This window comes from Geodermatophilus maliterrae (assembly GCF_041018925.1).
Taxonomy (GTDB): domain Bacteria; phylum Actinomycetota; class Actinomycetes; order Mycobacteriales; family Geodermatophilaceae; genus Geodermatophilus; species Geodermatophilus maliterrae.
Genome location: NZ_JBFNXQ010000024.1, coordinates 16,624 through 41,258 on the forward strand (window position 1 = coordinate 16,624; position 24,635 = coordinate 41,258).

A 24,635-nucleotide genomic window follows, 5' to 3' on the forward strand; every position below is an offset into this window, starting at 1 on the left:
GTCCCCCGCCCCCCACCCCGTCGTCTCCCCGCAAGGTAGGCCACCGGGCGGGGTAGGGCGCCGGGGTGCCAGACCGCCGCACCGGCCTCGACGACGTCGACGTCGTCCTCCTCGTCCACCGCGAGCCGCCGGAGCTGCTGGCCCGCCACCACGCGGCGGTCGCGGCCGCCACCGGCCCGGGCTGGCGCGGGCGCGCCCTGCTCGTGGAGAACGGCGCCCTGCCGCGGACCTCCGCCGCCGCCCGCGAGCAGCTGCGCACCTGCTACCCCGAGGCCGACCGGCGGGTCCTGACCTCCCGGCGCAACCTCGGCTTCGCCCGGGCCATGGACCTCGCGCTGGACGCCTGCCGCGGCCGCTACGCGGCGCTGGTCAACTCCGACGGCGAGCCCGACCCCGGCATGCTGCGCCGGCTGGCCGAGGTCCTCGACGCCGAGCCCGCGGCGGTGTGGGCGGCGCCGGCCGTGCACGGGCCCGGGGAGGACGACGACCCGCCCGGACCGCCCTTCGCCGCCGACGAGCTCGCCGGCACCGCGCTGCTGGTCCGCCGGGAGGAGTTCCTCGCCGCCGGCGGCTTCGACCCGCTGTACTTCTTCTACAACGAGGACCGCGACGCCTCCTTCCGGCTGCGCGCGGCCGGGCACCTGCTGCTGCGCGTGCCCGACACCCGCTTCCGGCACCCCAAGGACGGCCGCACCGCCCGCGCGGTCCTGCTGCGCGCGTGGCACTACGCCCGGACCATCCAGGTCCTGGTGCCCCAGCACGAGCCCCGCCCGGTCCGCGCGACGGCGGCGTTCCTCGGCCGGCGGGTCCGCTCGGTCGTCCGCCACCTGCGCGACGGCGACCTGCCCGGTGCGGCCGGCATCGCGCTGGCCACCCTCGAGCTGCCGCGGGGGCTGCTGGCCGCGGCCGCACGCCGGCGCCGGCCCTGGGACGGCGAGCGGCTGGCCGCCTGGCTCGACCGCGCGCGCCGCGGCGTCGAGGTGCACGCGGGCTGAGCAGTGGGCACCCTCCCCGCGTGCTGACGCTGCGCGCCGAACCCGCCGCCCCCTCCCCCGCCGACCACGGGGAGGGTCCCGTCTGGGACGCCGACCGGGCCGAGCTGCTCTGGGTCGACATCGCCGCCGGCCTGCTGCGGCGGGCCGCCGTCGACGCCGACGGGCAGCTGACCGAGACCGGCTCGGTGCGGGCCGGGGACACGGTGGGCGTCGTCGCCCCCGCCGCGGCCGGTGGCTGGCTGGCCGCCGCCGGAGGCGGGTTCACCCACGTGGCCGCGGACGGCACCGCGCGGGTGCTGGTGGACCTCGCCGCCGAGGGCGGGGGCGAGGCCGACGGCGGCACCCGCATGAACGACGGCGCCTGCGACCGGAGGGGACGCTTCTTCGCCGGGACGATGGCCTTCGACGAGCGCCCCGGCGCCGGCACGCTCTACCGGCTCGACACCGACGGCACCGTCACCACGGTGCTCGACGGGCTGACCGTCTCCAACGGCCTGGGCTGGTCGCCCGACGAGCGCACCGTCTACCTGGCCGACTCCGGCCCCGGGCTGGTGCACGCCTTCACCTACGACCCGGCCGGCGGGGCGTTCACCGAGTGCCGGGTGCTGCTCGAGACCGGCGGCCCGGACGGCGTGGCCGACGGGCTCGCCGTCGACGACGAGGGCTGCCTCTGGACGGCGATGTGGGGCGGCGGGCAGGTGCGCCGCTGGTCACCCGACGGCGAGCTGCTCGCCGTCGTCGAGGTGCCGGTGGCCCACACGTCCAGCTGCACCTTCGCCGGGCCCGGCCGCGACCTGCTGGTGATCAGCACGGCGCACGGCGGGGGCGACGAGCGCGAGGCGGGCCGGCTGTTCACCGTGCGCCCGGGCGTGACCGGTCCTCCGGCGCAGCCCTACCGCGGCCCCCTGGCCGGCCTGCGCCAACCCTAGGTGGACGGCGCCGGCCCCGCCGCGAGCCCGCGAGTGGTGGGGGCGGCGGGGTCCTTCCTCAGCTCTCCTGGAGCAGCTGCAGTGCGGCGGCGGCCAGCTGGTCGCCGGCGTCGGCGCCCCGCTGGAACTCCTCGGCGGCACCGGTGAGGTCCCCGCGCTCGGCGAGCAGCACTCCGAGGTTGTGGTGGCAGAAGACGTCGCCGGCCGCGATGCCGGCCCGGTAGGCCTCCTCGGCGGCCTCGTCGTCGCCGAGCTCCTCCCGGTAGAGGTTGCCCAGCGGTAGCCAGGCCACCTGCTCACCGAGCTTGGCGCCGCGCTCGAGCACCGAGCGGGCCTCCTCGGGGCGGCCGGTCTGGAGCAGCAGGGCGGCGAGGTCGGCGCGGGCGGCCGCGAAGTGGGCGGCCCCCGTGCGCAGCCGCGGCTCCAGCGCCGGGTCGAGGGTGGCGCACCACTCCCAGCAGGCGGCGACGGCGTCGGCCTCGTCGTCCCCTGCGGCGGCGAGCTGCCGGGCGACGTCGAGGGCCTCCTCCCGCTCCCCCTGCTCGCGCAGCAGGAACGCCAGCTGCAGCCCGCCCTCGGTGTCGCCGGCGGCGGCACCCCGGTAGGCGGCCATGGCCCCGGCGAGGTCACCGAGCTGTTCGAGCACCAGCCCGAGGTTGCGCCAGGCGTCGGGCTCGCCACCGGCCAGCGCGACCTCGTAGGCGTCCACGGCCTCGGACCAGCGCTCCTGCGCGGCGAGGCTGTTGCCCAGGTCGTAGTAGCCGGTGGCGTCGCCGAGCGCGGCCGCCCGGCGGAAGCACCACTCGGCGTCGGTGTGCCGGTTCGCGTCGGCGAGGTCGCAGCCCAGGTCGATGAGCTCGTCGGCGTCCTCGGAGGCCTGCAGCCGCCAGAGGCGCGCGTCCAGGTCCTCGGTCATGCCGCCGATGATCACTGCCCTGACCTGGGCGCACGCCCTCCGTCGGGGTGAGGTCACCCCAACGTGTCCGGCGGTGCTCCTCGCGGGTGTCCCCCGCCGGGGATCAGGCCCGCTCGGCCCGCAGCGCGTCCTTCAGCTTGGTCTTCCCGCTGGTCCGCAGCAGGGCGCCGGAGTACACCCGCCCGCCCAGCCGGACCACCAGCGCGACCGCCACGAGCATCAGCAGGACGGCGACGCCGACCTCCCACAGCGCCACGTCGCCGGCCGCCTGCCGCACCGGCATGACCATCGGCGAGAAGCCCGGCACGAACGACGTGACGACCGCCAGCGTCCCGGACGGGCTGCTCGCCGCCTGGATGGCGATGAAGAAGCCGACGATCAGCACCAGCGAGGCCGGCGTGAGGACGCTGCCGAGGTCCTCCTGCCGGCTGACCAGCGACGCGGCGACGGCGAACAGCGATGCGAACAGGGCGTAGCCGAGCACGAACCAGAACAGCACCCAGCCGACGGTGCCGATCAGGTCGCCGGGCACGTCGACGACGTCGAAGGCCAGCGCGCCGGTGACGCCGATGACGGCGATCAGCGCGATCTGCGCCAGACCCAGCGCGCCGAGACCGAGGATCTTGCCCGCGAGCAGGTGCCAGGGCCGCATGGTGGCCAGCAGCAGCTCCACCACCCGGCTGGACTTCTCCTCGACCACGCCCTGGGCCACGAACTGGCCGAACAGGATGATCAAGCTGTAGAGCAGCACCACCCCGACGATCGCCACGGCGGTGCGCTGCTCGGCGGCCGCGGAGTCCTCGTCGAGGGCGGTGACGGTCACCTGCGGCAGGTCGCCGGGGTCGACGCCGGCCTCGGCCAGCACCCCGTTCAGGGCCACCGCGCCGACGGCGCCGGAGACCAGCGCCTCGAGCGTCGAGTCGGGCTCGCGCAGCACCAGCTCGGGGTCGGTGCCGGTGCCCTCGAGTACCGCGGCGTCGACCTCCTCGTCCTCGACGGCGGTGCGCGCGGCGGTGTCGTCGCCGAGCTCGACGACGGTGACGTCGAGACCCAGCGCCCCGCCCTGGGCCTCCAGCGCCGGGCCGAGCCGGCCGGCGTCCCCGGTCACGCCGATGCGGCTGTCGTCGCTGCCGGAGTTGACGACGACCTGGAAGGCGAGGAGGCCGACGATGAGCAGGAGCATCACCGCCGAGCCGACGAGGAAGGTCTTGTCGCGCAGCCGGGTGGAGACCTCGCGGACGGCGACCAGGCGGATCAGGGCGCCGCTGCCGAGCGGGCGGGCGGGGGCGTTCACGCGGCCACCTCGGCACGCTGCGCCGGCTGCGGCGCCGGGTCGGCGACGGCCTCGCGGAACAGCTCGACCAGGGACGTCTCGCGCCAGGCGAAGTGGGTCACCCGGCCGGTGCGCAGCGCGGCGGCCAGGACCGCCTGGTCGTCGGCGCCGTCGGCGAGCTCGAGCAGGGTGTCGCCGGCCCGCTCGGACACCACGCGCACCCCCGGGACGTCCCGGGTCCAGCCGGCGACGGCGTCGGGCGCGACCACCCGCAGCACCCTGCCGGACTCGCGGCGGCGCAGGTCCTCGACCGTGCCGCTGGCCACCATCCGGCCGCGGGCGAGGATGCCGACGGCGTCGCAGAGCCGCTCGACGAGGTCGAGCTGGTGGCTGGAGAAGACGACCGGCACGCCGGCGCGGCACTGGTCGAGCAGCGCCTCGGCCAGGGAGTCGACGCCGACGGGGTCCAGGCCGGAGAACGGCTCGTCGAGGATGAGCACCTCGGGACGGCTGACGAGGGCGGCGGCGAGCTGGACCCGCTGCTGGTTGCCCAGGGACAGCTTCTCGACGGGGTCGCCGCGGCGCTCGCCGAGGCCGAGCCGGCCGGCCCACTCCTCGGCCGCCCGGGCGGCCGCCGCGGCGTCGAGGCCGTGCAGCCGGGCGAAGTAGGTCAGCTGCTCCCCCACCCGCATCTTCGGGTAGAGCCCACGCTCCTCCGGCATGTAGCCGATGCGCCGGCGCGACTCCTCGTCCAGCGGTCGCCCGCGCCACCGGACCTCGCCGGCGTCGGCGCGGGCCAGGCCCATCGCGATGCGCATGGTCGTCGTCTTCCCGGCGCCGTTCGCGCCGCAGAAGCCGAACATCGAGCCGGGGGCGACGGTGAAACCGACACCCTCCAGCACGTGGTGGTCGCCGTAGCTCTTGTGGAGCCCGTCGAACTCGAGCACTGCTCCTCCGTCCGCTGATCCCCGCGCGCCGCCGACGCTATCGGTCGCGGCAGCGGCCACGACAGGTTCCGAGACGAATCGGGACCGGAGTGAGACGCGACGTGCCCGGCCGCCGGCCCGACCCCACCTCGCGCCCACGGCCGACCTGCGGTGTCATCGGGGCATGAGCCAGCAGAACGTGCCCGCCTCCCCGCCCCGCGGCGTCGGGCTCGACGGGCTGCGCGCCGCGGCGGCCGGCTGCCGGGCCTGCGAGCTGTGGGAGCCGGCCACGCAGACGGTGTTCGGCGAGGGCCCGGAGACGGCGCGGATCGTCCTCGTCGGCGAGCAGCCCGGCGACCAGGAGGACCGCAGGGGCGAGCCGTTCGTCGGCCCGGCCGGGCGGCTGCTCGACCGCGCGCTGACCGAGGCCGGCATCGAGCGCAGGGACGCCTACGTGACCAACGCCGTCAAGCACTTCCGCTTCACCCCGACGCCGAAGCGGCGGATCCACCAGTCGCCGGGCGCCGAGCACATCCGGGCGTGCCGGCCGTGGCTGGAGGCGGAGTTCGAGGTGCTCAAGCCGGAGGTCGTCGTCTGCCTGGGGGCGACGGCGGCCAAGGCGCTGATCTCGCCCTCGTTCCGGATTACCAAGGAGCGCGGGAAGCTCATGCCGTGGACGCCGCCGGGTGTCGCGCAGGTGACCCTCGACGACGAGCCCGACGAGGACGCCCCCGCCCAGACCTGGATGCTGGCCACCGCGCACCCCTCGGCGGTGCTGCGGGTGCCCGACGAGGACCGCCCCAAGGCCTACGACGCGCTCGTCGCCGACCTGCGCGTCGTCGCCGGCGCCCTCGCCTGACCCGACCCGAGGAGAGACCCGTGCACCCGATCTACACCGCCGAGGCGACCGCCACCGGAGCACGCACCGGGGAGGTGGCCACCTCCGACGGGCGGCTGGAGGTGCAGCTGTCCCGTCCCGCCGAGATGGGTGGCGACGGCGGCCCGGGGACCAACCCCGAGCAGCTGTTCGCCGCCGGCTACTCGGCCTGCTTCCACAGCGCGATGCGCTTCGCGCTCGAGCCGCTGGGCCTGTCCCCCGCGGCGCTGGAGGGGTCCTCGGTCACCGCGCAGGTGCACTTCCTGCGCGGGGAGCCCGGCGACTTCGGCCTGGCCGTGGACCTCACCGGGCACCTGCCGGGTCTGGACGAGGAGCAGGCGCGGGCGCTGATGGAGCGCACCCACACGATCTGCCCCTACTCGCGGGCCACGACGGGCAACGTCGAGGTCGGCCTGCACGTCGCACCCGGGACCCGAGCGACGGGAGGCTAGCGGGCCACCACCTGCGAGGCCCGGAAGTGCAGGAACGAGGGCACCAGCAGCGCCACCACCACCATCGCGACCACGATGACGACGCCGCCGGAGACCATCGCCACGCCCACCCCGGCGGCGCTGGCCACCGCCCCGGCGCGCAGGTCGCCCAGCCGGGGCCCGCCGGCGACGACCACGAGGAACACGCCCTGCATGCGCCCGCGCATCTCGTCGGGCGCCGCCGTCTGCAGCATCGACGAGCGCAGGACGGCGCTGACCATGTCGCCGGCGCCGGCCACCGCCAGGCAGAGGACGGCCAGCCACAGGCTCGGCGCCAGCCCGAACCCGACGATCGCCAGACCCCACACGACGATCGCGGCCAGCACCACCGCGCCCTGCCGGTCGACCCGCGACACCCAGCCCGAGGTCAGCCCCATCAGCAGCGCGCCGATCGAGACCCCGGCGTAGAGCCAGCCCAGGCTGTTGGGCGACCCCGCGTAGCGGCCCTCGCTCAGCTCGGGGAACACCGCCTGCGGCCAGGCGAAGAGCATGGCGATCACGTCGACGACGAAGGTCATCAGCAGCACAGGCTGGGTGCGCAGGAAGGCGAAGCCCTCCCCCACCCCGCGGACGGCGGCGCCCAGGCGCAGCGGCCCCGTCCGCCCGCCGGGCGGCAGCGGCGGCAGGCCACGCAGCAGGACGACAGCGACGACGAGGGTGACCGCGTCGACGACGTAGGCCAGGAACAGGTCGCCGGCGCCGATGAGGACGCCGGCCAGCAGCGGCCCCACGATGACCCCCGCCTGCCGGACGGTCATCGCCAGCGCGTTTGCCGCCGGCACCCCCTCCGGGCCGACCAGCGCGGGGATGACGGCGCTGCGGGCCGGCTGGTTGACCGCGGTGAAGCCGGAGACGGCGGCGGCCAGCACCCAGAGCAGCCACAGGTTCCCGCCGCCGGGCAGCAGCGCCTGGGCGACCAGCAGCGCGCTGGTCACCGCCGACCCGACGCCGGTGACGATCATCAGCGTGCGGCGGTCCATGGCGTCGGCGATCGACCCGCCGAGCAGACCGAAGACGACCAGCGGCACCAGCGCCACGATCGACGTGACGCCGACCAGCAGCGAGTCGCGGGTGAGCGCGTACACCTGGAACGGGACGGCGACCAGCGTCATCTGCTGGCCGATCATCGTGGCCGTCACGCCCCAGAACAGCCGGCGGTAGCCGGGGTTGCGCAGCGGGCTGGTGTCGATCGCCCAGCCGCGCCGGCGGACCGGCGCGGGCACGGGCTCGGCCACCTCCCCCGCGCCCTCGACCGGGTCGGCAGGCAGCGGCTCGCGGGGCGGTGGCTCGCGGGGCGGTGGGTCGCCGGGCGGTGGGTCGCCGGGCGGTGGGTCGCCGGGCGGTGGGTCGCCGGGCGGTGGGTCGCCGGCGGGACCGCTCACGGCGCCAGCCGCTGCAGGACCCAGCCGCCGCCCTCCTCGTCGTCGCGGACGAAGCGCAGCCGGTCGTGCAGCCGTCCCGGGCCGCCCTGCCAGAACTCGATGCTCTCGGGCACCACCCGGTAGCCGCCCCAGGTCGGCGGCCGCGGCACCTTCTCGGTCGTCGTCCCCTCGTCGAGCAGCCGGACCCGCGTCTCCAGCTCCTCCCGCGAGTCGACGACCGTCGACTGCAGGGAGGCGACGGCGGCCAGCTGGGCCTCGCGCGGGCGCGGGTCCCACAGGTCGTCGGAGGCGGTGTCGCCGACGCGCTCGACCCGGCCGATCACCCGCACCTGGCGCTGCAACGCGTGCCAGGGGAAGACGAGTGCCGCGCGGGGGTTGGCCGCCAGCTGCGCGCCCTTGGCCGAGGCGTAGCTGGTGCCGAAGACGAAACCCTCCTCGTCGTATCCCTTGAGCAGGACGATCCGGGCGTCGGGCGCGCCGTCGGCGTCGGCGGTGGCGACGACGACCGCGTTGGGGTCGGGCACCTCCGCGGCGACGACGTCACGGAACCAGCGGTCGAACTGCTCGAGCCACGAGGGCGCGAGGTCCTCCTCGCGCAGGCCCGGGCGGTCGTAGTCCCTGCGCATGCGGGAGAGGTCGGGCACCCCGCCATGCTGACACCGCCGACCGTGCCCGGCGCGCGGCCCCGCCCGGCAGGCGGCCCCGGACGGTTCCCGCCGGGCGGCGGCCCCGCCTGTTCCGGGGGCGGGCACACGGCCTAGATTCCCCGTGCAGTCGTGCGCCGTCCCTGTGCGCGCACGAGGTCCGCGCGCAGAGGAGCATGCGAGATGGCCGACGACTTCGTACCCGGCCTGGAGGGCGTCATCGCCTTCGAGACCACGATCGCCGAACCCGACAAGGACGGCGGATCGCTCCGCTACCGCGGGGTCGACATCGAGGACCTGGTCGGCAAGATCACCTTCGGCAACGTCTGGGCGCTGCTGGTCGATGGCAAGTTCGGGCCGGGCCTGCCGCCGGCCGAGCCGTTCCCCATCCCCGTGCACACCGGCGACGTCCGGGTCGACGTGCAGGCCGCGCTGGCGATGCTGACCCCCATCTGGGGCTACAAGCCGCTGCTGGACATCGACGCCGAGGAGGCCCGCGAGGAGCTCGCCCGGGCCGCCGTCATGGCGCTGTCCTACGTGGCGCAGTCCGCCCGCGGCATCGGCATCCCGGCCGTGCCCCAGCGGCGCGTCGACGAGGCCTCGACGATCGTCGAGCGGTTCATGGTGCGCTGGCGCGGCGAGCCCGACCCGCGGCACGTCGCCGCCGTCGACGCCTACTGGACGTCGGCCGCCGAGCACGGCATGAACGCCTCGACGTTCACCGCCCGCGTCATCGCCTCCACCGGTGCCGACGTCGCCGCCTCCCTGTCCGGCGCGATCGGCGCGATGTCCGGCCCCCTGCACGGCGGCGCGCCGTCCCGGGTGCTGCACATGCTCGACGGCGTCGAGCAGTCGGGGAACGCCGAGACCTACGTCAAGGACCTGCTCGACCGCGGCGACCGGCTGATGGGCTTCGGCCACCGCGTCTACCGCGCCGAGGACCCGCGCGCCCGCGTGCTGCGCAAGGCCGCCAAGGAGCTGGCCGCACCGCGCTTCGAGGCCGCGCTGGCGCTGGAGCAGGCCGCGCTCAAGGAGCTGCGCGAGCGGCGGCCGGACCGCCCGATCGAGACCAACGTCGAGTTCTGGGCGGCGATCGTGCTCGACTTCGCCGACGTCCCGAGCCACATGTTCACGTCGATGTTCACCTGCGCCCGCACCGCCGGCTGGTGCGCGCACATCCTCGAGCAGAAGACGACCGGCCGCCTCGTGCGCCCGTCGGCCCGCTACGTGGGGCCGGACGCGCGGCGCCCCGAGGAGGTCGAGGGCTTCGACACCATCCAGGTCAAGGCCGTGAACGAGCCCGCCCCGGCCTGATGTAAGGACCCTCCTGCCCCCCACCACTCGCAGGCTCGCGGCGGGACCCTGCAGGAGGGCCGCCCTTCCCCCCGCGCCTCGCACGCTCGGCGCGGGACCCTGAAGGGTGGCCGTTCCAGTCCCTCACCAGGACGACGGCCCGGGCCCGCGACCACCGCGGACCCGGGCCGTGGTCGTCCGGCGCCACTCCGTCCCGCAGCACGTCCCGAGAGCGGGAGGACCGCCTTCCTCCCCGCCCCTCGCCGGCTCCGGGCGGGCCCCGGGAAGGCAGCCACACCGAGAGGAAGACCCCCTGTGACGATCCAGATCCCCGCCGACCTCCTCCCCGCCGACGGCCGGTTCGGCTGCGGCCCCTCGAAGGTCCGCCCCGAGGCGCTGCAGGCCCTGGCCTCCGACGGCGCCGGCGTCATGGGGACCTCCCACCGCCAGGCGCCGGTCAAGGGGCTGGTCCGCCAGGTGCGCGAGGGGCTCACCGAGCTGTTCGACCTGCCCGAGGGCTACGAGGTCGTGCTCGGCAACGGCGGCACGACGGCGTTCTGGGACGCCGCGACCTTCGGCCTCATCCGGCGGCGCAGCGCGCACGGCACCTACGGCGAGTTCTCCGCGAAGTTCGCCTCCGGGGTGGCCGAGGCGCCCTTCCTCGAGGAGCCGGTGGTGACCAAGGGCGAGCCGGGGTCGCTGGCGCTGCCGCAGGGCCGGCCGGGCGTCGACGCCTACGGGTGGGCGCACAACGAGACCTCGACCGGCGTCATGGCGCCGGTGGGGCGGCCGCGCGGCGCGGACGACGACGCGCTCGTCCTGGTCGACGCGACCAGCGGCGCCGGCGGCCTGCCGGTGGACGTCGCCCAGACCGACGCCTACTACTTCGCGCCGCAGAAGTCCTTCGCCTCCGACGGCGGGCTGTGGATCGCCCTGATGAGCCCCGCGGCGCTGGAGCGGGTGGCCGAGATCAAGGCGTCCGGGCGGTGGGTCCCCGGCTTCCTCGACCTGTCGATCGCGATCGACAACTCCGCCAAGGACCAGACCTACAACACCCCCGCCGTCGCCACGCTGTTCCTGCTGGCCGACCAGGTCCGCTGGATGCTCGGCCTCGGCGGGCTCTCCGGGGCGGTCGCGCGTAGCCGGGAGTCGTCGAACCGGCTCTACGGCTGGGCGGAGAAGTCGCCGTACGCGACGCCGTTCGTGGCCGACCCGGCACACCGCAGCCTGGTCGTGGGCACCGTCGACCTCGACTCCTCGATCGACGCCACCGCGGTCACGACGACGCTGCGGGCCAACGGCGTGGTCGACGTCGAGCCCTACCGCAAGCTCGGCCGCAACCAGCTGCGGGTCGGCATGTTCCCGGCGGTCGACCCCGACGACGTCAGCGCGCTGACCGCCTGCGTCGACCACGTCGTCGAGCGCCTCTGAAGAAGGACCCTCCTGCCCCCCACCCCTCGCCGGCGCTCGGGGCGGGCCCCTGCAGGAGGGCCGTTCCAGTACGTCAGCGGGCGCTCTCGCCGTCGGCGGGCTGGACCGCCAGGCTGGGGAAGTCGCTCAGGTCGCCGGTCGGGCGGCGGTCCCAGCTGCGGAAGGTGAGGTCGGTCTGCAGGTAGAGCGCCACCAGCTCCGCGGTGCTGCGGATGCCGTCGAGGTGCGTGCGCTCGTTGCCGTGGCTGCCGTCGATGCCGAACCCGATCAGCGCCGCGCGCGTGTTGGCGCCCGCCTCCAGCGCCGAGGCCGCGTCGGACCGGTAGTACTTGTAGACGTCGCGTCGGTGCGGCACCTCGTGCACACGGCACAGGTCGATCAGGTGCCGGGTCAGGTGGTAGTCGAACGGGCCGGTCGAGTCCTGCATCGCGATGTTCACGCACTGCTCGGACGACGCCTGGCCCGGCGCCACCACCGAGGTGTCGATGGAGACCAGCTCGGCGACGTCGGCGTCGAGGCCGTGGCTGGCACCCAGGCCCACCTCCTCGGCGATGGTCACCAGCAGGTGCGCGGTCACCGGCACCTCGACGCCGTGGTCGATGATCGCCTTGAACGCGCCGAGGGCGGCGGCGACGCCGGCCTTGTCGTCGAGGTGCCGGGAGTTGACGAACCCGCTGGTGGTGACCACCGGCTGGGCGTCGATCGCGACGAAGTCACCCACCTGGATACCGCGGCGCTCGAGGTCGGCCCGGCTGTGCACCACCTCGTCGACCCGGACCTCGACGTGGTCCCAGCCCACGCCCTGCTCGTCGACCTCGTCGCCGAAGCGGTGCCCGCTGGCCTTGATCGGCAGGATCGTGCCGGTGTGCCAGTAGTCGCCGGTGACGTCGTCGGAGAAGATCGTCACCCGCGCGCCCTCGGCGAACCGCGCGCTGTGCGTGCCCACCGGGACGATCGCCAGCCGGCCGTTGTCCTTGAGCTGGGACACCATGCAGCCGATCGTGTCGGCGTGCACGACCACCGTCCGGTCCGCGCCCGGTGACCGGCTCGGCAGCTCGGCGATCAGCGCCCCGCGACGGGTGACCTCGAAGTCCAGGCCGAGGTCGCGCAGCTCGCCGCCGATGAGCTGCATGACGTGGTCGGTGCGGCCCGAGGGGCTCGGGATGGTGAGCAGCTCGAGCATCACGCGCTGCACGTAGTCCATGTCGATGGGCAGCCGCTTCTGCCCTGCGTCGACCGGGGAGGGCAGGAAGCGCTCGTTGGGCTCGACGTCGTCGCGGACGAGGCCGTCGTCGTCCCGGGGACCGGTCAGCATGGGCGCCGAGTGTAGGGCCGCGCCGTCCGGCGGCCGGGCCCACGGGGGACGTGGCTCCCGGGACCGCGCCGACGATCTCCCCGGCCGCCACGCCGGGAGCCTGCGGCGCGCTCCCCGTGATCGCGGATAGCCTCGCGCGTGGTCCGGTGTCCCCCGGGCCGCCCGCCCGTCGTCGTCGCCGTCCGAGGAGGTCACCGTGCGCCCCCTGCGCCTCGTGGCCCTGTCCGAGGACGGCCGCAGTCTCGTGCTGGCCCTCGAGGGCGCCGACGGCGACGAGGAGCGCTTCGAGCTGCGGATCGACGACCGGGTGCGCGCCGCCGCCCGCGGTGACACCCGCCGGCTCGGCCAGATCGAGGTCGACAGCGCGCTCTCGCCCCGGGTGATCCAGCAGCGCATCCGCGCCGGCGAGACCCCCGAGCAGGTGGCGCAGGCCTCCGGCACGCGGGTCGAGCGGATCATGCGCTTCGCCCACCCGGTGCTGCAGGAGCGCGAGCGCGTCGCCGAGCAGGCCCGGGAAGCGCGGGTGCGGCTGTCCGAGGGCACCCAGGGCGTCCCGCTGCAGCAGTTCCTCGCCGAGCGGCTGCGGCTGCTGGGCGCCGACCTCGACGCCGTCCGCTGGGACGCCGCCCGCTCCGACGACGGCACCTGGGTGGTCTCCGCCGCCTGGCAGGCCGGCGCCAAGGAGGGCACCACGCAGTGGACCTACGACGTCCCCGCCCGCGCGGTCAGCCCGCTCGACGCCGCCACCCGCGACTTCGCCGAGGGCACCCGGCTGGTGCGCGTCGTCCCCGGCGTCCCGGCCGAGCGGCCGTCCCTGCCGGTGCACCGCAGCGCAGCGCCCCAGGACCGAGCCACCCCTCAGGACCGCGGGACACCCCAGGACCGCGGCACGCCCCAGGACCGCGGCACGCCGCCGGCCGCGGAGCCGCCGCGGAGCGGTCCGGCCGACCGCCGCGCCGACGCTCCCGACGACGAGGACGTCTCCGAGCACGACACCGTCGTGCTGCGCACCGGTGAGACCGACGGCGAGGACGAGGACCCGCGCGCCCGGGTGCCGGCCTGGGAGGACATCGTCTTCGGGGTCCGCCGCAACCACTGACCGGCGGGTGTGACCAGTCGGACGTGTCCCACCGGATCGCCCCGGGTAACCCACTGCTCGAACGCACGAGCACGCGTGGGAGTGGAGCGAGACATGTCGATGTCGGTGTCGATGCCGCTGGGCGGCGTCCAGGTCGGGTCCTACGACAGCTACCAGCAGGCGCAGGCCGCGGTGGACCACCTGTCCGACGAGAAGTTCGCGGTCGAGAACGTCACGATCATCGGCTCGGACCTGAGGATGATCGAGCGGGTCACCGGCCGGCTGACCTGGGGCCGCGCGATCGGTGCCGGTGCCGCGGGCGGCGCCTGGTGGGGGCTGTTCGTCGGTCTGCTGCTCGGCATCTTCGCGCCCAGCGGCACGAGCTGGTTGAGCTCGGTGCTGACCGGCCTGCTGATCGGGCTCGTGTTCGGCGCGCTGTTCGGCGCGATGGGCTACGCAGCCACCCGCGGCCAGCGCGACTTCACCAGCACCTCGCAGATCACCGCGAGCCGCTACGACGTGATGTGCGACCCGTCGCGGGCCGAGGAGGCGCGCACGATCCTCGCCCGCTGGTCGCTGCGCCAGTAGCGAGAGGACCCCGTCCTCCTCACCCCTCGCGAGCTCGGGGCGAGCCCCTGGACGGGGCCACGTGGCCCCCACGGGGGCCGTTCCAGCGGGTCACCTGAGCGTCGCGAAGGCCACGGCCGCGGCGGCGGCCACCCCGAGCGAGTCGACGCCGGCGCGCATCGGGATCCGGGCCCGCACCCGCGCCGCGGCCTGCGCCTCGGGCGTGAGGCCCGGGCCCTCGGCGCCCAGCAGGACGGCCGTGCGCGCGTGCGCCCGGGGGTCGACGTCGGTGAGGTCGACCGCGTCCGGCGCCGGGGTGAGCGCCACGGTGAGGTAGCCGGCGTCGTGCAGCCGCGCCAGCCCGCCCGGCCAGTCGGGCAGGACGGCGAAGGGCAGCGCCAGCACGTGGCCCATGGAGACCCGCACCGACCGCCGGTACAGCGGGTCCGCGCAGCGCGGGTCCAGCAGCAGCCCGTCGATGCCGAGGGCCACCGCCGAGCGGGCGATCGAGCCGAGGTTCTCCGCGTCGTTGAGCGCCTCGAGCACCGCCAGCCGCCGGGGCGCGGCCGCGTCGGGGCCGGCCAGCAGCGCGCCGAGGTCGGCGGGCGGGCGGCGGTCGGCGGAGGCGAGCACCCCGCGGGTCAGCCGGAACCCGATCAGGTCCGACAGCGCCCACTCGTCCATCTCGTAGGCCGGCACGCCCTCGGGCAGGTCGAGCTGGGCCAGCCGCCCGGGGACGCCGAGCACCGCCCGCACCCGGTACGGCGAGGCCAGCAGCCGCTGCACCGCCGGCACGCCCTCCACGATCACCGGGCCGGTCCCCCGCACCCGCCCGGCCGGCCGGTCGCCGGCGTGCAGGTCGCGGAAGTCGGCGACCCGCTCGTCGGTGGGGTCGAGGATCTGCTCGGGCACCCCCCGATCCTCCCCGAGCGCCGGGAGCGCTCTGCCCGCAGGATCCAGTGGTGCCCAACAGAACCGTCGTCGTCGGGGCCGGCATCGCCGGTGTCGCCTGCGCCCGTGCCCTGAGCTCGGCGGGGGTGCCGGTGCGCGTCCTCGACCGCGGCCGCCGCCCCGGGGGCCGCATGGCCTCCCGCACCCTGTACGACCGGGTCACCGACACCGGCGCCTCCTACCTCACCGCCGCCGACGGCTCGCCGTTCGCCGCGGTCGTCGAGGACTGGGTCGCCCGCGGACTGGCCCGCCCCTGGACCGACACCTTCGCCGTCGCCGGTCCGGACGGCGTCGAGCGCACCACCAGCGGGCCGGTGCGCTACGCCGCCGCCGGTGGCCTCCGCTCGCTGGTGGCCGACCTCGCCGCCGGCCTGGACGTCGAGCAGGAGCACACCGTCGAGCGGGTCGAGCCCGGCCCGCGGGTCGACGGCGAGGAGGCGCCGGCCGTCGTCCTGGCCCTCCCCGACCCGCAGGCCCGCCGCCTGCTGCCGGCCGACCTCGCCGGCCGGCTGCTCGGCGACCGGGAGTGGCACCCCACCCTCGCGGTCGTCCTCGGCTGGGAGGGGCGCCGCTGGCCGGCCGACCTGCACGGCGCGTTCGTGCACGACGACCCGGTGGTCGAGTGGATCGCCGACGACGGCGACCGCCGCGGCGACGGCGCCCCCGTCCTCGTCGCGCACACCACCCCCGGCACCGCCGCGGCGCACCTGGCCGACCCCGACGTCGCTGCGCCCGCGGTGGCCGCGGCGGTGCAGCGCCTGCTCGGCATCGACACCCCGCCGGCCTGGACGCACGTGCACCGCTGGACGTTCGCCAAGCCGGCGCAGCCGCGCGAGGAGCCGTTCGGGCTGGCCGACGGCATCGGGGTGTGCGGCGACGGGTGGCGGGCGCCGTCGAAGGTGGAGAGCGCCTGGGCCTCCGGCCACCTCCTGGGCACCGAGCTGGGCAGCCGCTGATGCCCGGCGGGCTCGCCCCGCCCCCCGGCCCGGCCGACCAGGCGGTCGAGGAGGAGCGCTCCACGGGGTCCACCGCCCGGGCCGGCCTGCGGGGCATCCTGCTCCCCGCCGTGGTCGCGGTCCTGGTGGGCGGACTGTTCCTCGTCGTCCAGATGTCCATCTCCACCACCGCGACGCCGCGTGAGCTGCGCGTGGGCGTGGTGGGCACCGCCGGGCAGGTCGACCGGGTCCGGGCGGAGGTGGGCGCGGCGCAGCCCGGCGCCCTGCGCCTGGTCGAGCTGCCCACCGCGGCCGCGGCCGAGCAGGCGGTGCGCCGGGACGAGGTCCGCGGCGCGCTCGTGCTCGACGGACCCGCGCCGCAGCTGCTGACGGCCGGTGCGCACGGCCAGGGCGTCACCCAGACGCTCACCCGCGCCTTCACCCCGACGGCGCAGCGGGCCGGGCAGCAGCTCGCGGTGACCGACGTCGTCCCGCTGTCGGGGCAGGACACCCGCGGCCGGGCCGTCGACCACACCGCCTTCGCCGTCGTGCTCGGCGCTTCCTGTTCGGGATCACCAGCTACCAGGTGGCGCCGCGGCTGGCGCTGCGCCTGCGCCTGGCCAGCTCCGTGCTCTTCGCCGCCGCGGCCGGGGCCACCGGCGCGCTGCTGAGCCTGGCGGTCTTCGACGCCGTCCCGGGTACGCCGGGGGTGGTCGGCGGACTGGTCGCCCTGCTGGCACCGGCGTCGGGCGCCGTCGCGGCCCTCGCGTTGCGGCTGCTGGGCGGCGTGGGCACCTTCGTGGCCACCGCGGTGCTGCTGATCCTCGGCGCCGCGACCAGCACGGGGACCGACCCCGCGGAGTACCTCCCGGCGTGGGCGGCGCCGCTCGCCTCCGTCCTCCCCTCCGGGGTGGCCGTCCAGGGGCTGCGCGACGCCGTCTACTTCGCCGGCGACGAGGTGCTGCGCGCGGTCGTGGTCCTGGCGCTGTGGTCGGTCGTGCCGTTCCTCGTGATCGCCGCCGTCGACGCCGTCGCGCGCCGCCGTCCCTGACCTCCCACGCGACGACGGGCGTTGACGCACGCCGAGCAACTCATCTACCGTTGAGTTCATCAGGCGTTGAGTTCCGTCCCCGGGAGGCCGTCATGACCGACGCCGTCACCGTCGAAGACCTCGTGGTCGACCGCGGGCACCGCCGGGTGCTGCACGCGCTGTCGTGCGCCGTGCCGGCCGGCCGGGTCACCGGTCTGCTCGGCCCCAGCGGGAGCGGCAAGACCACGCTGCTGCGCGCGCTGGTCGGGGTGCAGCGGGTCCGCTCGGGCACGGTCACCGTGCTCGGCGAGCCGGCCGGCAGCCCCGGCCTGCGCGCCCGGGTCGGGTACGTGACCCAGTCGCCGAGCGTCTACCCCGACCTCACCGTCCGGGAGAACGCCCACTACTCCGCCGCCCTCTACGGCCGCGGGGCCCGCGAGGCCGACGACGCCCTGGTCGCCGTCGGTCTCGCCGACGCCGCCGGGCAGCTGGTCGCCGACCTCTCCGGCGGGCAGCGCGGCCGCGTCTCCCTGGCCTGCGCGCTGGTCGGCGAGCCGGAGCTGCTGCTGCTCGACGAGCCGACGGTCGGCCTCGACCCGGTGCTCCGCGTGGAGCTGTGGACCCGCTTCGCCGAGCTGGCCGCGGCCGGGACGACGCTGGTCGTCTCCAGCCACGTCATGGACGAGGCCGGCCGCTGCGACCGGCTGCTGCTCCTGCGGGAGGGCCGGCTGCTGGCCGACGCGACGCCGGGCGAGCTGCGCGACGACGCCGGCACGCACGACCTGGAGGCGGCCTTCCTGACCCTGGTGCGGCGCGGGGAGCGGGTGGCGGCATGACCACCCTGACCAGGACCCGGACGACCCCCGGGACCGCGACGGTGACCGGCCCCGCCGTCGCCACCACCGGCCGCGTCCTGCGCCAGCTGCGGCACGACCACCGCACCGTGGCCATGATGCTGGTCCTGCCGAGCCTGCTGCTCGGCCTGCTGTACCTGCTGTGGGCCGACCTGCCCACGCTGCCCGGACAGCCGTCCACCTTCGACCGGGTCGGGCTGACGATGCTCGGCGTCTTCCCGTTCGTGGTGATGTTCCTGGTCACGAGCATCGCGATGCTGCGCGAGCGCACCTCGGGGACGCTGGAGCGGCTGCTCACCACGCCGCTGTCGCGCGGCGCGCTGCTGGCCGGCTACGGCGCCGCCTTCGGCCTGGCCGCGGCGGCGCAGGCGGTGGTCACGGTGACCGTGGCGACGACGCTCTACGACCTCGACGTCCGCGGCCCGCTGTGGGCGGTCGTGCTCATCGCCGTCGTCGACGCGGTGCTCGGGGTGGCGCTCGGGCTGCTGGCCAGCGCCTTCGCCCGCAGCGAGTTCCAGGCGGTGCAGTTCATGCCGGTCGTCGTCCTGCCGCAGTTCTTCCTGTGCGGGCTGCTGGTGCCACGGGACCAGATGGCCGGGTGGCTGCAGGCGGTCAGCGACGTCCTGCCGCTCACCTACGCCGTCGAGGCCCTGCAGGAGGTCGCGCGGTCGGCGACGGTGACCGGCACGATGTGGACCGACGTCGGCGTCGTGGCCGGCGCGGCGGTCCTCGCCCTCGCCCTGGCGGCGGCGACCCTGCGGAGGAGGAGCAGCTGAGCCGCGAAGCGCGGGGACCCACCGGGCGGCGCCCCACCGGACGGCGTCCCGGCAACCCCGACACCCGCGAGGCGGTGCTGGCCGCGGCCCGCACCGCCTTCGCCGAGCGCGGCTACGACGGCGCCTCCATCCGGGCGATCGCGGGCGCGGCGGGGGTGGACCCCGCGCTGGTGCACCACTACTTCGGCACCAAGGACGCGCTCTTCCTCGCCGCGGTGGAGGCGCCGGCCGACCCGGACGACTTCCTGCCCGAGGTGCTCGCCGCGCCGCCGGACCGACGCGGCGCCGCCGTCGTCGGCGTGGTGCTGCGCGTCTGGGACGGCCCCACCCGGCCGGCCGCCCTGGCGCTGGTCCGCTCGGCGGTGAACCACGAGTGGTCGGCGACGCTGCTGCGCGAGTTCGTGCTCGCGAAGGTCATCCGGCGGGTGGTCGGCACGATGGACGTGCCGGTCGAGGAGCGCGAGGCGCGCGGCGCGCTGGTCGCCTCTCAGGTGGTGGGCCTGGTGATGACCCGCTACGTCCTCCGGCTGGAGCCGCTGGCCTCGGCATCGCCGGCGTCGGTCGTCGCCGCGATCGGGCCCACGGTGCAGCGCTACCTCACCGGCGAGGTCGTCCTCCCCGGCAGCGACCGGCCGTAGTCGCGCCCCGGCCGATGCCGGACGGGCCGGGACGCCGGGATCGTCGGCGGGACGTGGCACGATCCGACCCCCGCGCCGAACGGACGGAGACACGATGACCACGGCCACGAGGACGGACGCGCCGTCAGCGGCGCTGCCCGCAGCCGACAGCCACGACCTGATCCGCGTGCTGGGCGCGCGGGTGAACAACCTCAAGGACGTCAGCGTCGAGATCCCGAAGCGCCGGCTGACGGTGTTCACCGGCGTCTCCGGCTCCGGCAAGAGCTCGCTGGTGTTCGGCACGATCGCCGCGGAGTCGCAGCGGCTGATCAACGAGACCTACAGCGCCTTCGTGCAGGGCTTCATGCCGTCGCTGGCGCGCCCCGAGGTCGACCTGCTCGAGGGGCTGACGACAGCGATCATCGTCGACCAGGAGCGGATGGGCGCCAACCCGCGCTCCACCGTCGGCACCGCCACCGACGCCAACGCGATGCTCCGCATCCTGTTCAGCCGGCTCGGGCAGCCGCACATCGGTCCCCCCACGGCGTTCTCGTTCAACGTCCCGACGCGGAAGGCGAGCGGGGTGATGAGCACGGAGAAGGCCGGCGGCCGGGTCGAGAAGGCCGTGGTGCGGGACGTCGTCTACATGGGCGGCATGTGCCCGCGCTGCGAGGGCATGGGCTCGGTCTCCGACTTCGACCTCACGGCCCTCTACGACGAGTCGAAGTCCCTGAACGAGGGTGGCCTGATGGTCCCCGGCTACAGCATGGAGGGGTGGTACGGCCGCCTCTTCCAGGGCGTCGGCCTCGACCTCGACAAGCCGATCGGCAGGTACACCAAGAGGGAGATGAACGACCTCCTCTACAAGGAGCCGACCAAGATCAAGGTCGAGGGCGTCAACCTCACGTACGAGGGCGTCATCCCGAAGGTCCAGAAGTCGATCCTCTCCAAGGACGTCGACTCGCTCCAGCCGCACGTCCGGCGGTTCGTCGAGCGCGCGATCACGTTCCAGACCTGCCCCGAGTGCGACGGCACGCGGCTCACCCCGGAGGCCCGGTCGTCGACGATCGAGGGCAGGAACATCGCCGACCTCTCCGAGATGCAGATCAGCGACCTCGCCGACTGGGTCCGCGCGCTCGACGCGCCGTCCGTCGCCCCGCTCCTCGCCGGTCTGCGGCACCTCCTCGACTCGTTCACCGAGATCGGGTTGGGGTACCTCTCGCTCGGCCGGCCGGCGGGCACCCTGTCCGGGGGCGAGGCGCAGCGGACCAAGATGATCCGCCACCTCGGCTCGTCGCTCACCGACGTCACCTACGTCTTCGACGAGCCCACGATCGGCCTGCACCCCCACGACATCGAGCGGATGAACGGCCTGCTGCTCCAGTTGCGGGACAAGGGCAACACCGTGCTCGTCGTGGAGCACAAGCCCGAGACCATCGCGATCGCCGACCACGTCGTCGACCTGGGCCCCGGCGCGGGCACCGGGGGCGGCACGGTCTGCTTCGAGGGCACCGTCGAGGGGCTGCGGGCCAGCGACACCACCACCGGACGGCACCTCGACGACCGGGCGAGACTCAAGGACTCGGTGCGTGCGCCGTCCGGCGCGCTGGAGGTCCGTGGCGCGTCGACGCACAACCTCAGGGACGTCGACGTCGACATCCCGCTCGGCGTGCTCTGCGTGCTCACGGGCGTCGCCGGCTCCGGCAAGAGCTCGCTGGTCAACGGCTCGGTCGCCGGCCGCGACGGCGTGGTGGTGATCGACCAGGGCGCCATCCGCGGTTCACGGCGGAGCAACCCGGCCACGTACACCGGAGTGCTGGAGCCGATCCGCAAGGCGTTCGCGAAGGCCAACGGCGTGAAGCCGGCGCTGTTCAGCTCCAACTCGGAGGGCGCCTGCCCCGCGTGCAACGGCGCCGGCGTCATCTTCACCGAGCTGGGCGTCATGGCCACCGTCGAGTCCGTCTGCGAGGTGTGCGAGGGCAGGCGGTTCCAGGCATCGGTGCTGGAGTACACGCTGGGCGGTCGCACCATCGCCGAGGTGCTCGCGATGTCGGTGGCCGAGGCCGAGGAGTTCTTCGGCGACGGCGAGGCACGCACGCCGGCTGCCCACACGATCCTCGACCGGCTCGCGGACGTCGGCCTCGGCTACCTCACCCTCGGCCAGCCGCTCACCACCCTCTCCGGCGGCGAGCGGCAGCGGGTCAAGCTGGCGTCCCAGATGGCCGAGAAGGGTGACGTCTACGTCCTCGACGAGCCGACCACCGGCCTGCACCTCGCCGATGTGGAGAACCTGCTCGGGCTGCTCGACCGGCTGGTCGACAGCGGCAGGTCGGTCGTCGTCATCGAGCACCACCAGGCGGTCATGGCGCACGCCGACTGGATCGTCGACCTGGGCCCCGGCGCCGGCCACGACGGCGGCCGGGTGGTCTTCGAGGGGACCCCGGCCGACCTCGTCGCCGCCCGCTCCACGCTCACCGGCGAGCACCTCGCGGCCTACGTCGGCCACTGACCGGAGCCCGCACGGACGGTCCGCCCCGGGCCACCCGGCGCGGGGGTCAGCGGGCCACCCGAGCCAGCTGGCGGGCCTGCGCGACCAGCCGGCCGGTGGCGTCCCAGATGCGGCACTCCTCGTCCGACCAGCCGCCGGTCACCTCGGTGGAGCGGGACTCGACCAGGCACCAGCCCGGTGCCGGCAGCGCGCGGACGAGCACCTGCAGCTGCACGGTGGGCGCCCAGCCGGGCCGGCCGACGGCGAAGGCGGTCGGCGGCAGCGCGTCGGCGAACAGCAGGAGCGCCAGCGGGTCGGGGTCGCGGCCGTCGGCCAGCCGGATCCAGGCCCGCAGCACCCGCCGGTCCGAGGGGCGGCCGACGGTCCAGCCCGCGGTCGCGGGGTCCAGCCGGGTGTCGATCTGCCGGGCCAGCCCGACGGACGGCCCGCCCTCGGTGTCCCGGGTCGCCACACAGTCGCCGGGCCCGGGCAGCTCCGGCGGGGGGTTGACCGTGTAGTCGGCCGGGTCGGTGCCGAGGGTCGCCGTGGTCACCTGCACGGCGAGCGAGGGGCCGGCCGCGCCGGACAGCAGGACCGAGGAGTGCGCCAGCGTGCGCCCGGCCGGACCCGGGGTGACGGTGAGGTCGGCCGGGCCACCCGGGGTGGCGCGCAGGTAGCTGGCCGACAGCGCGACCGGGTGCGGGTGCAGCCCGTCGAGCAGCGCCGCCCGCGCGACGACGCCGAGCAGGTAGCCGCCGTTGAGGACCCCGCCACCGACGTCCCAGTCCGGGTCGAGCTCGGCGCGGTACCCGCCGCCCTCGGTGCGGGAGACGGCGGTGGCCCGGTCGAAGGCGCTCTCCGGCGCGGCGTCGGTCTGCGGCACGGCGGACAGGGTGCCAGGGTGATCGGGGTGGACTACACGCACCTGGGCCGCAGCGGCCTGTCGGTCTCGCGGCTGTGCCTCGGCACGATGAACTTCGGCTGGAAGACCGAGGAGGCCGACGCGCACGCGGTCATGGACCGGGCGCACGCCGAGGGCCTCAACTTCTTCGACACCGCCAACGTCTACGGCTTCGAGGCCGGCAAGGGCCGCACCGAGGAGGTGCTCGGCACCTGGTTCGCGCAGGGCGACGGGCGCCGGGAGCGCACGGTGCTCGCCACCAAGGTCTACGGCGGCATGTCCGACTGGCCCAACGACACCTTCCTGTCCGCCCGGAACGTCGTGCGCGCGTGCGAGGCCTCGCTGCGCCGGATGCAGACCGACTGGATCGACCTCTACCAGTTCCACCACGTGGACCTGGCCACGCCGTGGGACGAGATCTGGCAGGCCTGCGAGACGCTCGTCGCCCAGGGCAAGGTCCTCTACGTCGGGTCGTCGAACCACGCGGCCTGGCAGCTCGCCGCGGCCAACGAGGCGGCCGCGCGCCGGCACTTCCTCGGGCTGGTCAGCGAGCAGTCGCACTACAACCTGCTCACCCGGCACGTGGAGCTCGAGGTGCTGCCGGCCGCGCGGCACTACGGCATCGGGGTCATCCCGTGGAGCCCGCTGGCCCAGGGCCTGCTGGCCGGCGTCCTGGGCGACGAGGAGGGCGACCGGCGGCACCTGGAGCGCAACCGGGAGCGCATCGAGCGGCACCGCCCGGCGCTGCAGGCCTACGAGGACGCCTGCCGCGAGTGGGGCCTGACCCCGGCCGACGTCGGCCTGGCCTGGCTGCTGCACCAGGACGGCGTCACCGCGCCGATCGTCGGGCCGCGCACGATGGACCAGTTCGAGGGCTCGCTGGCCGCCCTCGACGTCCGGCTCGAGCAGGCCCAGCTCGACCGCCTCGACGAGGTCTTCCCCGGCTACCGCACCGCCCCGGAGGAGTACGCCTGGTGAGCAGGGGTCAGGGGACCGGCCAGGTGGTCAGCCGCTCGTGGCGGCCGGCGGTGCTGCGCACCAGCACGACCTCGCGCAGCGGCCACTCCGGCCCGCGGTAGCCGGCCAGCCGGTCGGCCAGGTCGCCGTCGGCCGGTCGCCGGGGGAGCCACCGGCCCAGCGTCAGGTGCGGGCGGAACGGCCGGTCCTCGACCGGCAGGCCGAGCCCGCGGGCGGCGGCGGCCAGCCGGCCGGCCAGCGCGGCGAGGACGGCGACGTCGCCGTCGAGCCCGGCCCAGCACACCGCGGGCCGGCGCCGGGACCCGAACCGGCCGGCCCCGGCCAGCCGCAGCGTCGCCGCCGACGTGCCGGCCACCGCCTTCCCCACGGCGGCGGTGAGGTCCGGCAGCAGCGCGGGCGGGACGGCGCCGAGGAACAGCAGGGTGAGGTGCCAGCGGGCCGGGTCACCCCAGCGCGGCTCCCCGGGGCTCCCGCGCAGCGGTGCCAGCGCCCGGGCCAGGTGGTCACGGGCCTGCGCGGGCGGAGCCACCGAGACGAACAGCCGCAGCGCCGCCGGCTCGCTCAGCGGACCGACAGGCCGGCCTCGGCCAGCGCGGTCTCCACCCGCAGCCGCTCGACCTCGCGCGGGAAACCGGGCGGCAGCGTGGCCAGCGTGTTCGGGACGGCGAACTGCGCGGCCGCCTCGGCGAGGACGTCGTCGTAGGCGGCCTGGAAGCCGCGCCGGCGCACCTGCGGCGAGCCGGCCGGCACCCGGTCGAGCTGGCCGGCCAGCCGGCGCAGGTCGGCGGCCACCTGCTCGACCGGGCGGTGCACCGGCTCGGGCGGCGGCTCGAGGCCACGGGCCCGCCGGCGGGCGGTCCGGCGGGCCCGGAGGTCGAGCCGGAGCTGACCGGAGAAGAGGCGGAACGCCAGGCCCATGGCGGCGAAGCTGCCCACGAGCAGGCCGGTGATCGCGAGGAGGTGCAGCAGGGCCTCGGACATCGCGCTC

At 75.7% G+C, this 24,635-nt stretch carries 26 protein-coding genes; 16 read left to right on the forward strand and 10 right to left on the reverse strand.

The features are described 5' to 3' along the window. Window positions 1-65 precede the first annotated feature (65 nt). Window positions 66-995, forward strand: a complete 930-nt coding sequence (locus tag ABQ292_RS09750) for a glycosyltransferase (RefSeq protein ID WP_369205705.1) — start codon at window positions 66-68, stop codon at window positions 993-995. Window positions 996-1,015: 20 nt separating this feature from the next. Next, window positions 1,016-1,924 carry an SMP-30/gluconolactonase/LRE family protein gene (locus ABQ292_RS09755; protein ID WP_369205707.1) on the forward strand — a complete coding sequence of 303 codons (909 nt, stop codon included), beginning with the start codon at window positions 1,016-1,018 and terminating at the stop codon, window positions 1,922-1,924. Window positions 1,925-1,982: 58 nt separating this feature from the next. Here ABQ292_RS09755 and ABQ292_RS09760 read toward each other — a convergent pair whose 3' ends face one another. The 3 genes from ABQ292_RS09760 to ABQ292_RS09770 all read right to left on the reverse strand — a co-directional run bounded on the left by ABQ292_RS09760 (window position 1,983) and on the right by ABQ292_RS09770 (window position 5,060). Continuing rightward, complete coding sequence (locus tag ABQ292_RS09760; protein WP_369205709.1) at window positions 1,983-2,840, reverse strand: tetratricopeptide repeat protein; 858 nt, start codon at window positions 2,838-2,840, stop codon at window positions 1,983-1,985. Window positions 2,841-2,943: 103 nt separating this feature from the next. After that, the gene (locus ABQ292_RS09765) at window positions 2,944-4,134 is read right to left on the reverse strand and encodes an ABC transporter permease (protein WP_369205711.1); all 1,191 of its coding nucleotides are present in this window, start codon (window positions 4,132-4,134) and stop codon (window positions 2,944-2,946) included. Continuing rightward, window positions 4,131-5,060 (reverse strand): ABC transporter ATP-binding protein, encoded by a 930-nt coding sequence (locus ABQ292_RS09770; protein WP_369205713.1) that lies wholly within the window; start codon window positions 5,058-5,060, stop codon window positions 4,131-4,133. Before ABQ292_RS09770 ends, ABQ292_RS09765 begins: the two co-directional genes overlap by 4 nt. Window positions 5,061-5,223: 163 nt before the next feature. Here ABQ292_RS09770 and ABQ292_RS09775 point away from each other — a divergent pair, with 163 nt between their 5' ends. Continuing rightward, window positions 5,224-5,898, forward strand: a complete 675-nt coding sequence (locus ABQ292_RS09775) for a UdgX family uracil-DNA binding protein (RefSeq protein ID WP_369205714.1) — start codon at window positions 5,224-5,226, stop codon at window positions 5,896-5,898. A 20-nt stretch (window positions 5,899-5,918) separates the two neighbouring features. Next, complete coding sequence (locus ABQ292_RS09780; protein ID WP_369205716.1) at window positions 5,919-6,368, forward strand: organic hydroperoxide resistance protein; 450 nt, start codon at window positions 5,919-5,921, stop codon at window positions 6,366-6,368. On the opposite strand, the gene ABQ292_RS09785 is transcribed toward ABQ292_RS09780, so the two are convergent. Together ABQ292_RS09785 and pdxH are read right to left on the reverse strand one after the other, a co-directional pair. After that, window positions 6,365-7,789, reverse strand: a complete 1,425-nt coding sequence (locus ABQ292_RS09785; protein ID WP_369205718.1) for an MFS transporter — start codon at window positions 7,787-7,789, stop codon at window positions 6,365-6,367. The two genes, ABQ292_RS09780 and ABQ292_RS09785, sit on opposite strands and share 4 nt — an antisense overlap. After that, window positions 7,786-8,433, reverse strand: coding sequence for a pyridoxamine 5'-phosphate oxidase (pdxH, locus tag ABQ292_RS09790; protein ID WP_369205720.1), 648 nt, complete (start codon window positions 8,431-8,433; stop codon window positions 7,786-7,788). The genes ABQ292_RS09785 and pdxH overlap by 4 nt, the downstream gene beginning before the upstream one ends. A 183-nt stretch (window positions 8,434-8,616) precedes the next feature. On the opposite strand from pdxH, the gene ABQ292_RS09795 reads away from it, so the two are divergent. Both ABQ292_RS09795 and serC read left to right on the forward strand, forming a co-directional pair. Continuing rightward, window positions 8,617-9,747, forward strand: a complete 1,131-nt coding sequence (locus ABQ292_RS09795; protein ID WP_369205722.1) for a citrate synthase 2 — start codon at window positions 8,617-8,619, stop codon at window positions 9,745-9,747. A gap of 294 nt (window positions 9,748-10,041) precedes the next feature. Then, window positions 10,042-11,157 (forward strand): phosphoserine transaminase, encoded by a 1,116-nt coding sequence (serC, locus tag ABQ292_RS09800; RefSeq protein ID WP_369205724.1) that lies wholly within the window; start codon window positions 10,042-10,044, stop codon window positions 11,155-11,157. A 73-nt stretch (window positions 11,158-11,230) separates the two neighbouring features. Here serC and ABQ292_RS09805 read toward each other — a convergent pair whose 3' ends face one another. Continuing rightward, window positions 11,231-12,472 (reverse strand): osmoprotectant NAGGN system M42 family peptidase, encoded by a 1,242-nt coding sequence (locus tag ABQ292_RS09805; protein ID WP_369205726.1) that lies wholly within the window; start codon window positions 12,470-12,472, stop codon window positions 11,231-11,233. Between the two features lie 196 nt (window positions 12,473-12,668). Here ABQ292_RS09805 and sepH point away from each other — a divergent pair, with 196 nt between their 5' ends. Further along, window positions 12,669-13,571 (forward strand): septation protein SepH, encoded by a 903-nt coding sequence (gene sepH, locus ABQ292_RS09810; RefSeq protein ID WP_369205728.1) that lies wholly within the window; start codon window positions 12,669-12,671, stop codon window positions 13,569-13,571. A 93-nt stretch (window positions 13,572-13,664) separates the two neighbouring features. After that, window positions 13,665-14,138 carry a YflT domain-containing protein gene (locus tag ABQ292_RS09815; protein ID WP_369205730.1) on the forward strand — a complete coding sequence of 158 codons (474 nt, stop codon included), beginning with the start codon at window positions 13,665-13,667 and terminating at the stop codon, window positions 14,136-14,138. A gap of 90 nt (window positions 14,139-14,228) precedes the next feature. Here ABQ292_RS09815 and ABQ292_RS09820 read toward each other — a convergent pair whose 3' ends face one another. Next, a complete protein-coding gene (locus ABQ292_RS09820; RefSeq protein WP_369205732.1) occupies window positions 14,229-15,029 on the reverse strand; it encodes a TrmH family RNA methyltransferase in 801 nt (266 codons plus the stop codon). A gap of 50 nt (window positions 15,030-15,079) precedes the next feature. Between ABQ292_RS09820 and ABQ292_RS09825 the strand changes: the two genes are divergently transcribed. The 7 genes from ABQ292_RS09825 to ABQ292_RS09855 all read left to right on the forward strand — a co-directional run bounded on the left by ABQ292_RS09825 (window position 15,080) and on the right by ABQ292_RS09855 (window position 21,789). Next, the gene (locus ABQ292_RS09825) at window positions 15,080-16,024 is read left to right on the forward strand and encodes an NAD(P)/FAD-dependent oxidoreductase (protein ID WP_369205734.1); all 945 of its coding nucleotides are present in this window, start codon (window positions 15,080-15,082) and stop codon (window positions 16,022-16,024) included. Further along, on the forward strand, window positions 16,024-16,674 hold the full coding sequence (locus tag ABQ292_RS09830; protein WP_369205736.1) for a hypothetical protein: 651 nt from the start codon (window positions 16,024-16,026) through the stop codon (window positions 16,672-16,674). The genes ABQ292_RS09825 and ABQ292_RS09830 overlap by 1 nt, the downstream gene beginning before the upstream one ends. Continuing rightward, on the forward strand, window positions 16,590-17,054 hold the full coding sequence (locus ABQ292_RS09835) for a hypothetical protein (RefSeq protein WP_369205738.1): 465 nt from the start codon (window positions 16,590-16,592) through the stop codon (window positions 17,052-17,054). The genes ABQ292_RS09830 and ABQ292_RS09835 overlap by 85 nt, the downstream gene beginning before the upstream one ends. A 92-nt stretch (window positions 17,055-17,146) precedes the next feature. Continuing rightward, window positions 17,147-17,869 carry an ABC transporter ATP-binding protein gene (locus ABQ292_RS09840; protein WP_369205740.1) on the forward strand — a complete coding sequence of 241 codons (723 nt, stop codon included), beginning with the start codon at window positions 17,147-17,149 and terminating at the stop codon, window positions 17,867-17,869. Continuing rightward, complete coding sequence (locus ABQ292_RS09845; RefSeq protein WP_369205742.1) at window positions 17,866-18,663, forward strand: ABC transporter permease; 798 nt, start codon at window positions 17,866-17,868, stop codon at window positions 18,661-18,663. The genes ABQ292_RS09840 and ABQ292_RS09845 overlap by 4 nt, the downstream gene beginning before the upstream one ends. 74 nt (window positions 18,664-18,737) lie before the next feature. After that, complete coding sequence (locus tag ABQ292_RS09850; protein WP_369205744.1) at window positions 18,738-19,301, forward strand: TetR/AcrR family transcriptional regulator; 564 nt, start codon at window positions 18,738-18,740, stop codon at window positions 19,299-19,301. Between the two features lie 94 nt (window positions 19,302-19,395). Beyond that, window positions 19,396-21,789 carry an ATP-binding cassette domain-containing protein gene (locus ABQ292_RS09855; RefSeq protein ID WP_369205746.1) on the forward strand — a complete coding sequence of 798 codons (2,394 nt, stop codon included), beginning with the start codon at window positions 19,396-19,398 and terminating at the stop codon, window positions 21,787-21,789. Window positions 21,790-21,835: 46 nt separating this feature from the next. Here the strand turns inward: ABQ292_RS09855 and ABQ292_RS09860 are convergent, their stop codons facing one another. After that, the gene (locus ABQ292_RS09860; protein WP_369205748.1) at window positions 21,836-22,651 is read right to left on the reverse strand and encodes a thioesterase family protein; all 816 of its coding nucleotides are present in this window, start codon (window positions 22,649-22,651) and stop codon (window positions 21,836-21,838) included. A gap of 18 nt (window positions 22,652-22,669) precedes the next feature. Here ABQ292_RS09860 and ABQ292_RS09865 point away from each other — a divergent pair, with 18 nt between their 5' ends. Beyond that, entirely contained in the window at window positions 22,670-23,647 is a 978-nt protein-coding gene (locus ABQ292_RS09865) for an aldo/keto reductase (RefSeq protein ID WP_369205750.1), read from the forward strand. A gap of 7 nt (window positions 23,648-23,654) precedes the next feature. Here the strand turns inward: ABQ292_RS09865 and thpR are convergent, their stop codons facing one another. Further along, window positions 23,655-24,212 (reverse strand): RNA 2',3'-cyclic phosphodiesterase, encoded by a 558-nt coding sequence (gene thpR, locus ABQ292_RS09870; protein WP_369205778.1) that lies wholly within the window; start codon window positions 24,210-24,212, stop codon window positions 23,655-23,657. Further along, complete coding sequence (locus ABQ292_RS09875; protein ID WP_369205752.1) at window positions 24,209-24,628, reverse strand: hypothetical protein; 420 nt, start codon at window positions 24,626-24,628, stop codon at window positions 24,209-24,211. The genes thpR and ABQ292_RS09875 overlap by 4 nt, the downstream gene beginning before the upstream one ends. Between the last annotated feature and the right edge of the window lie 7 nt (window positions 24,629-24,635).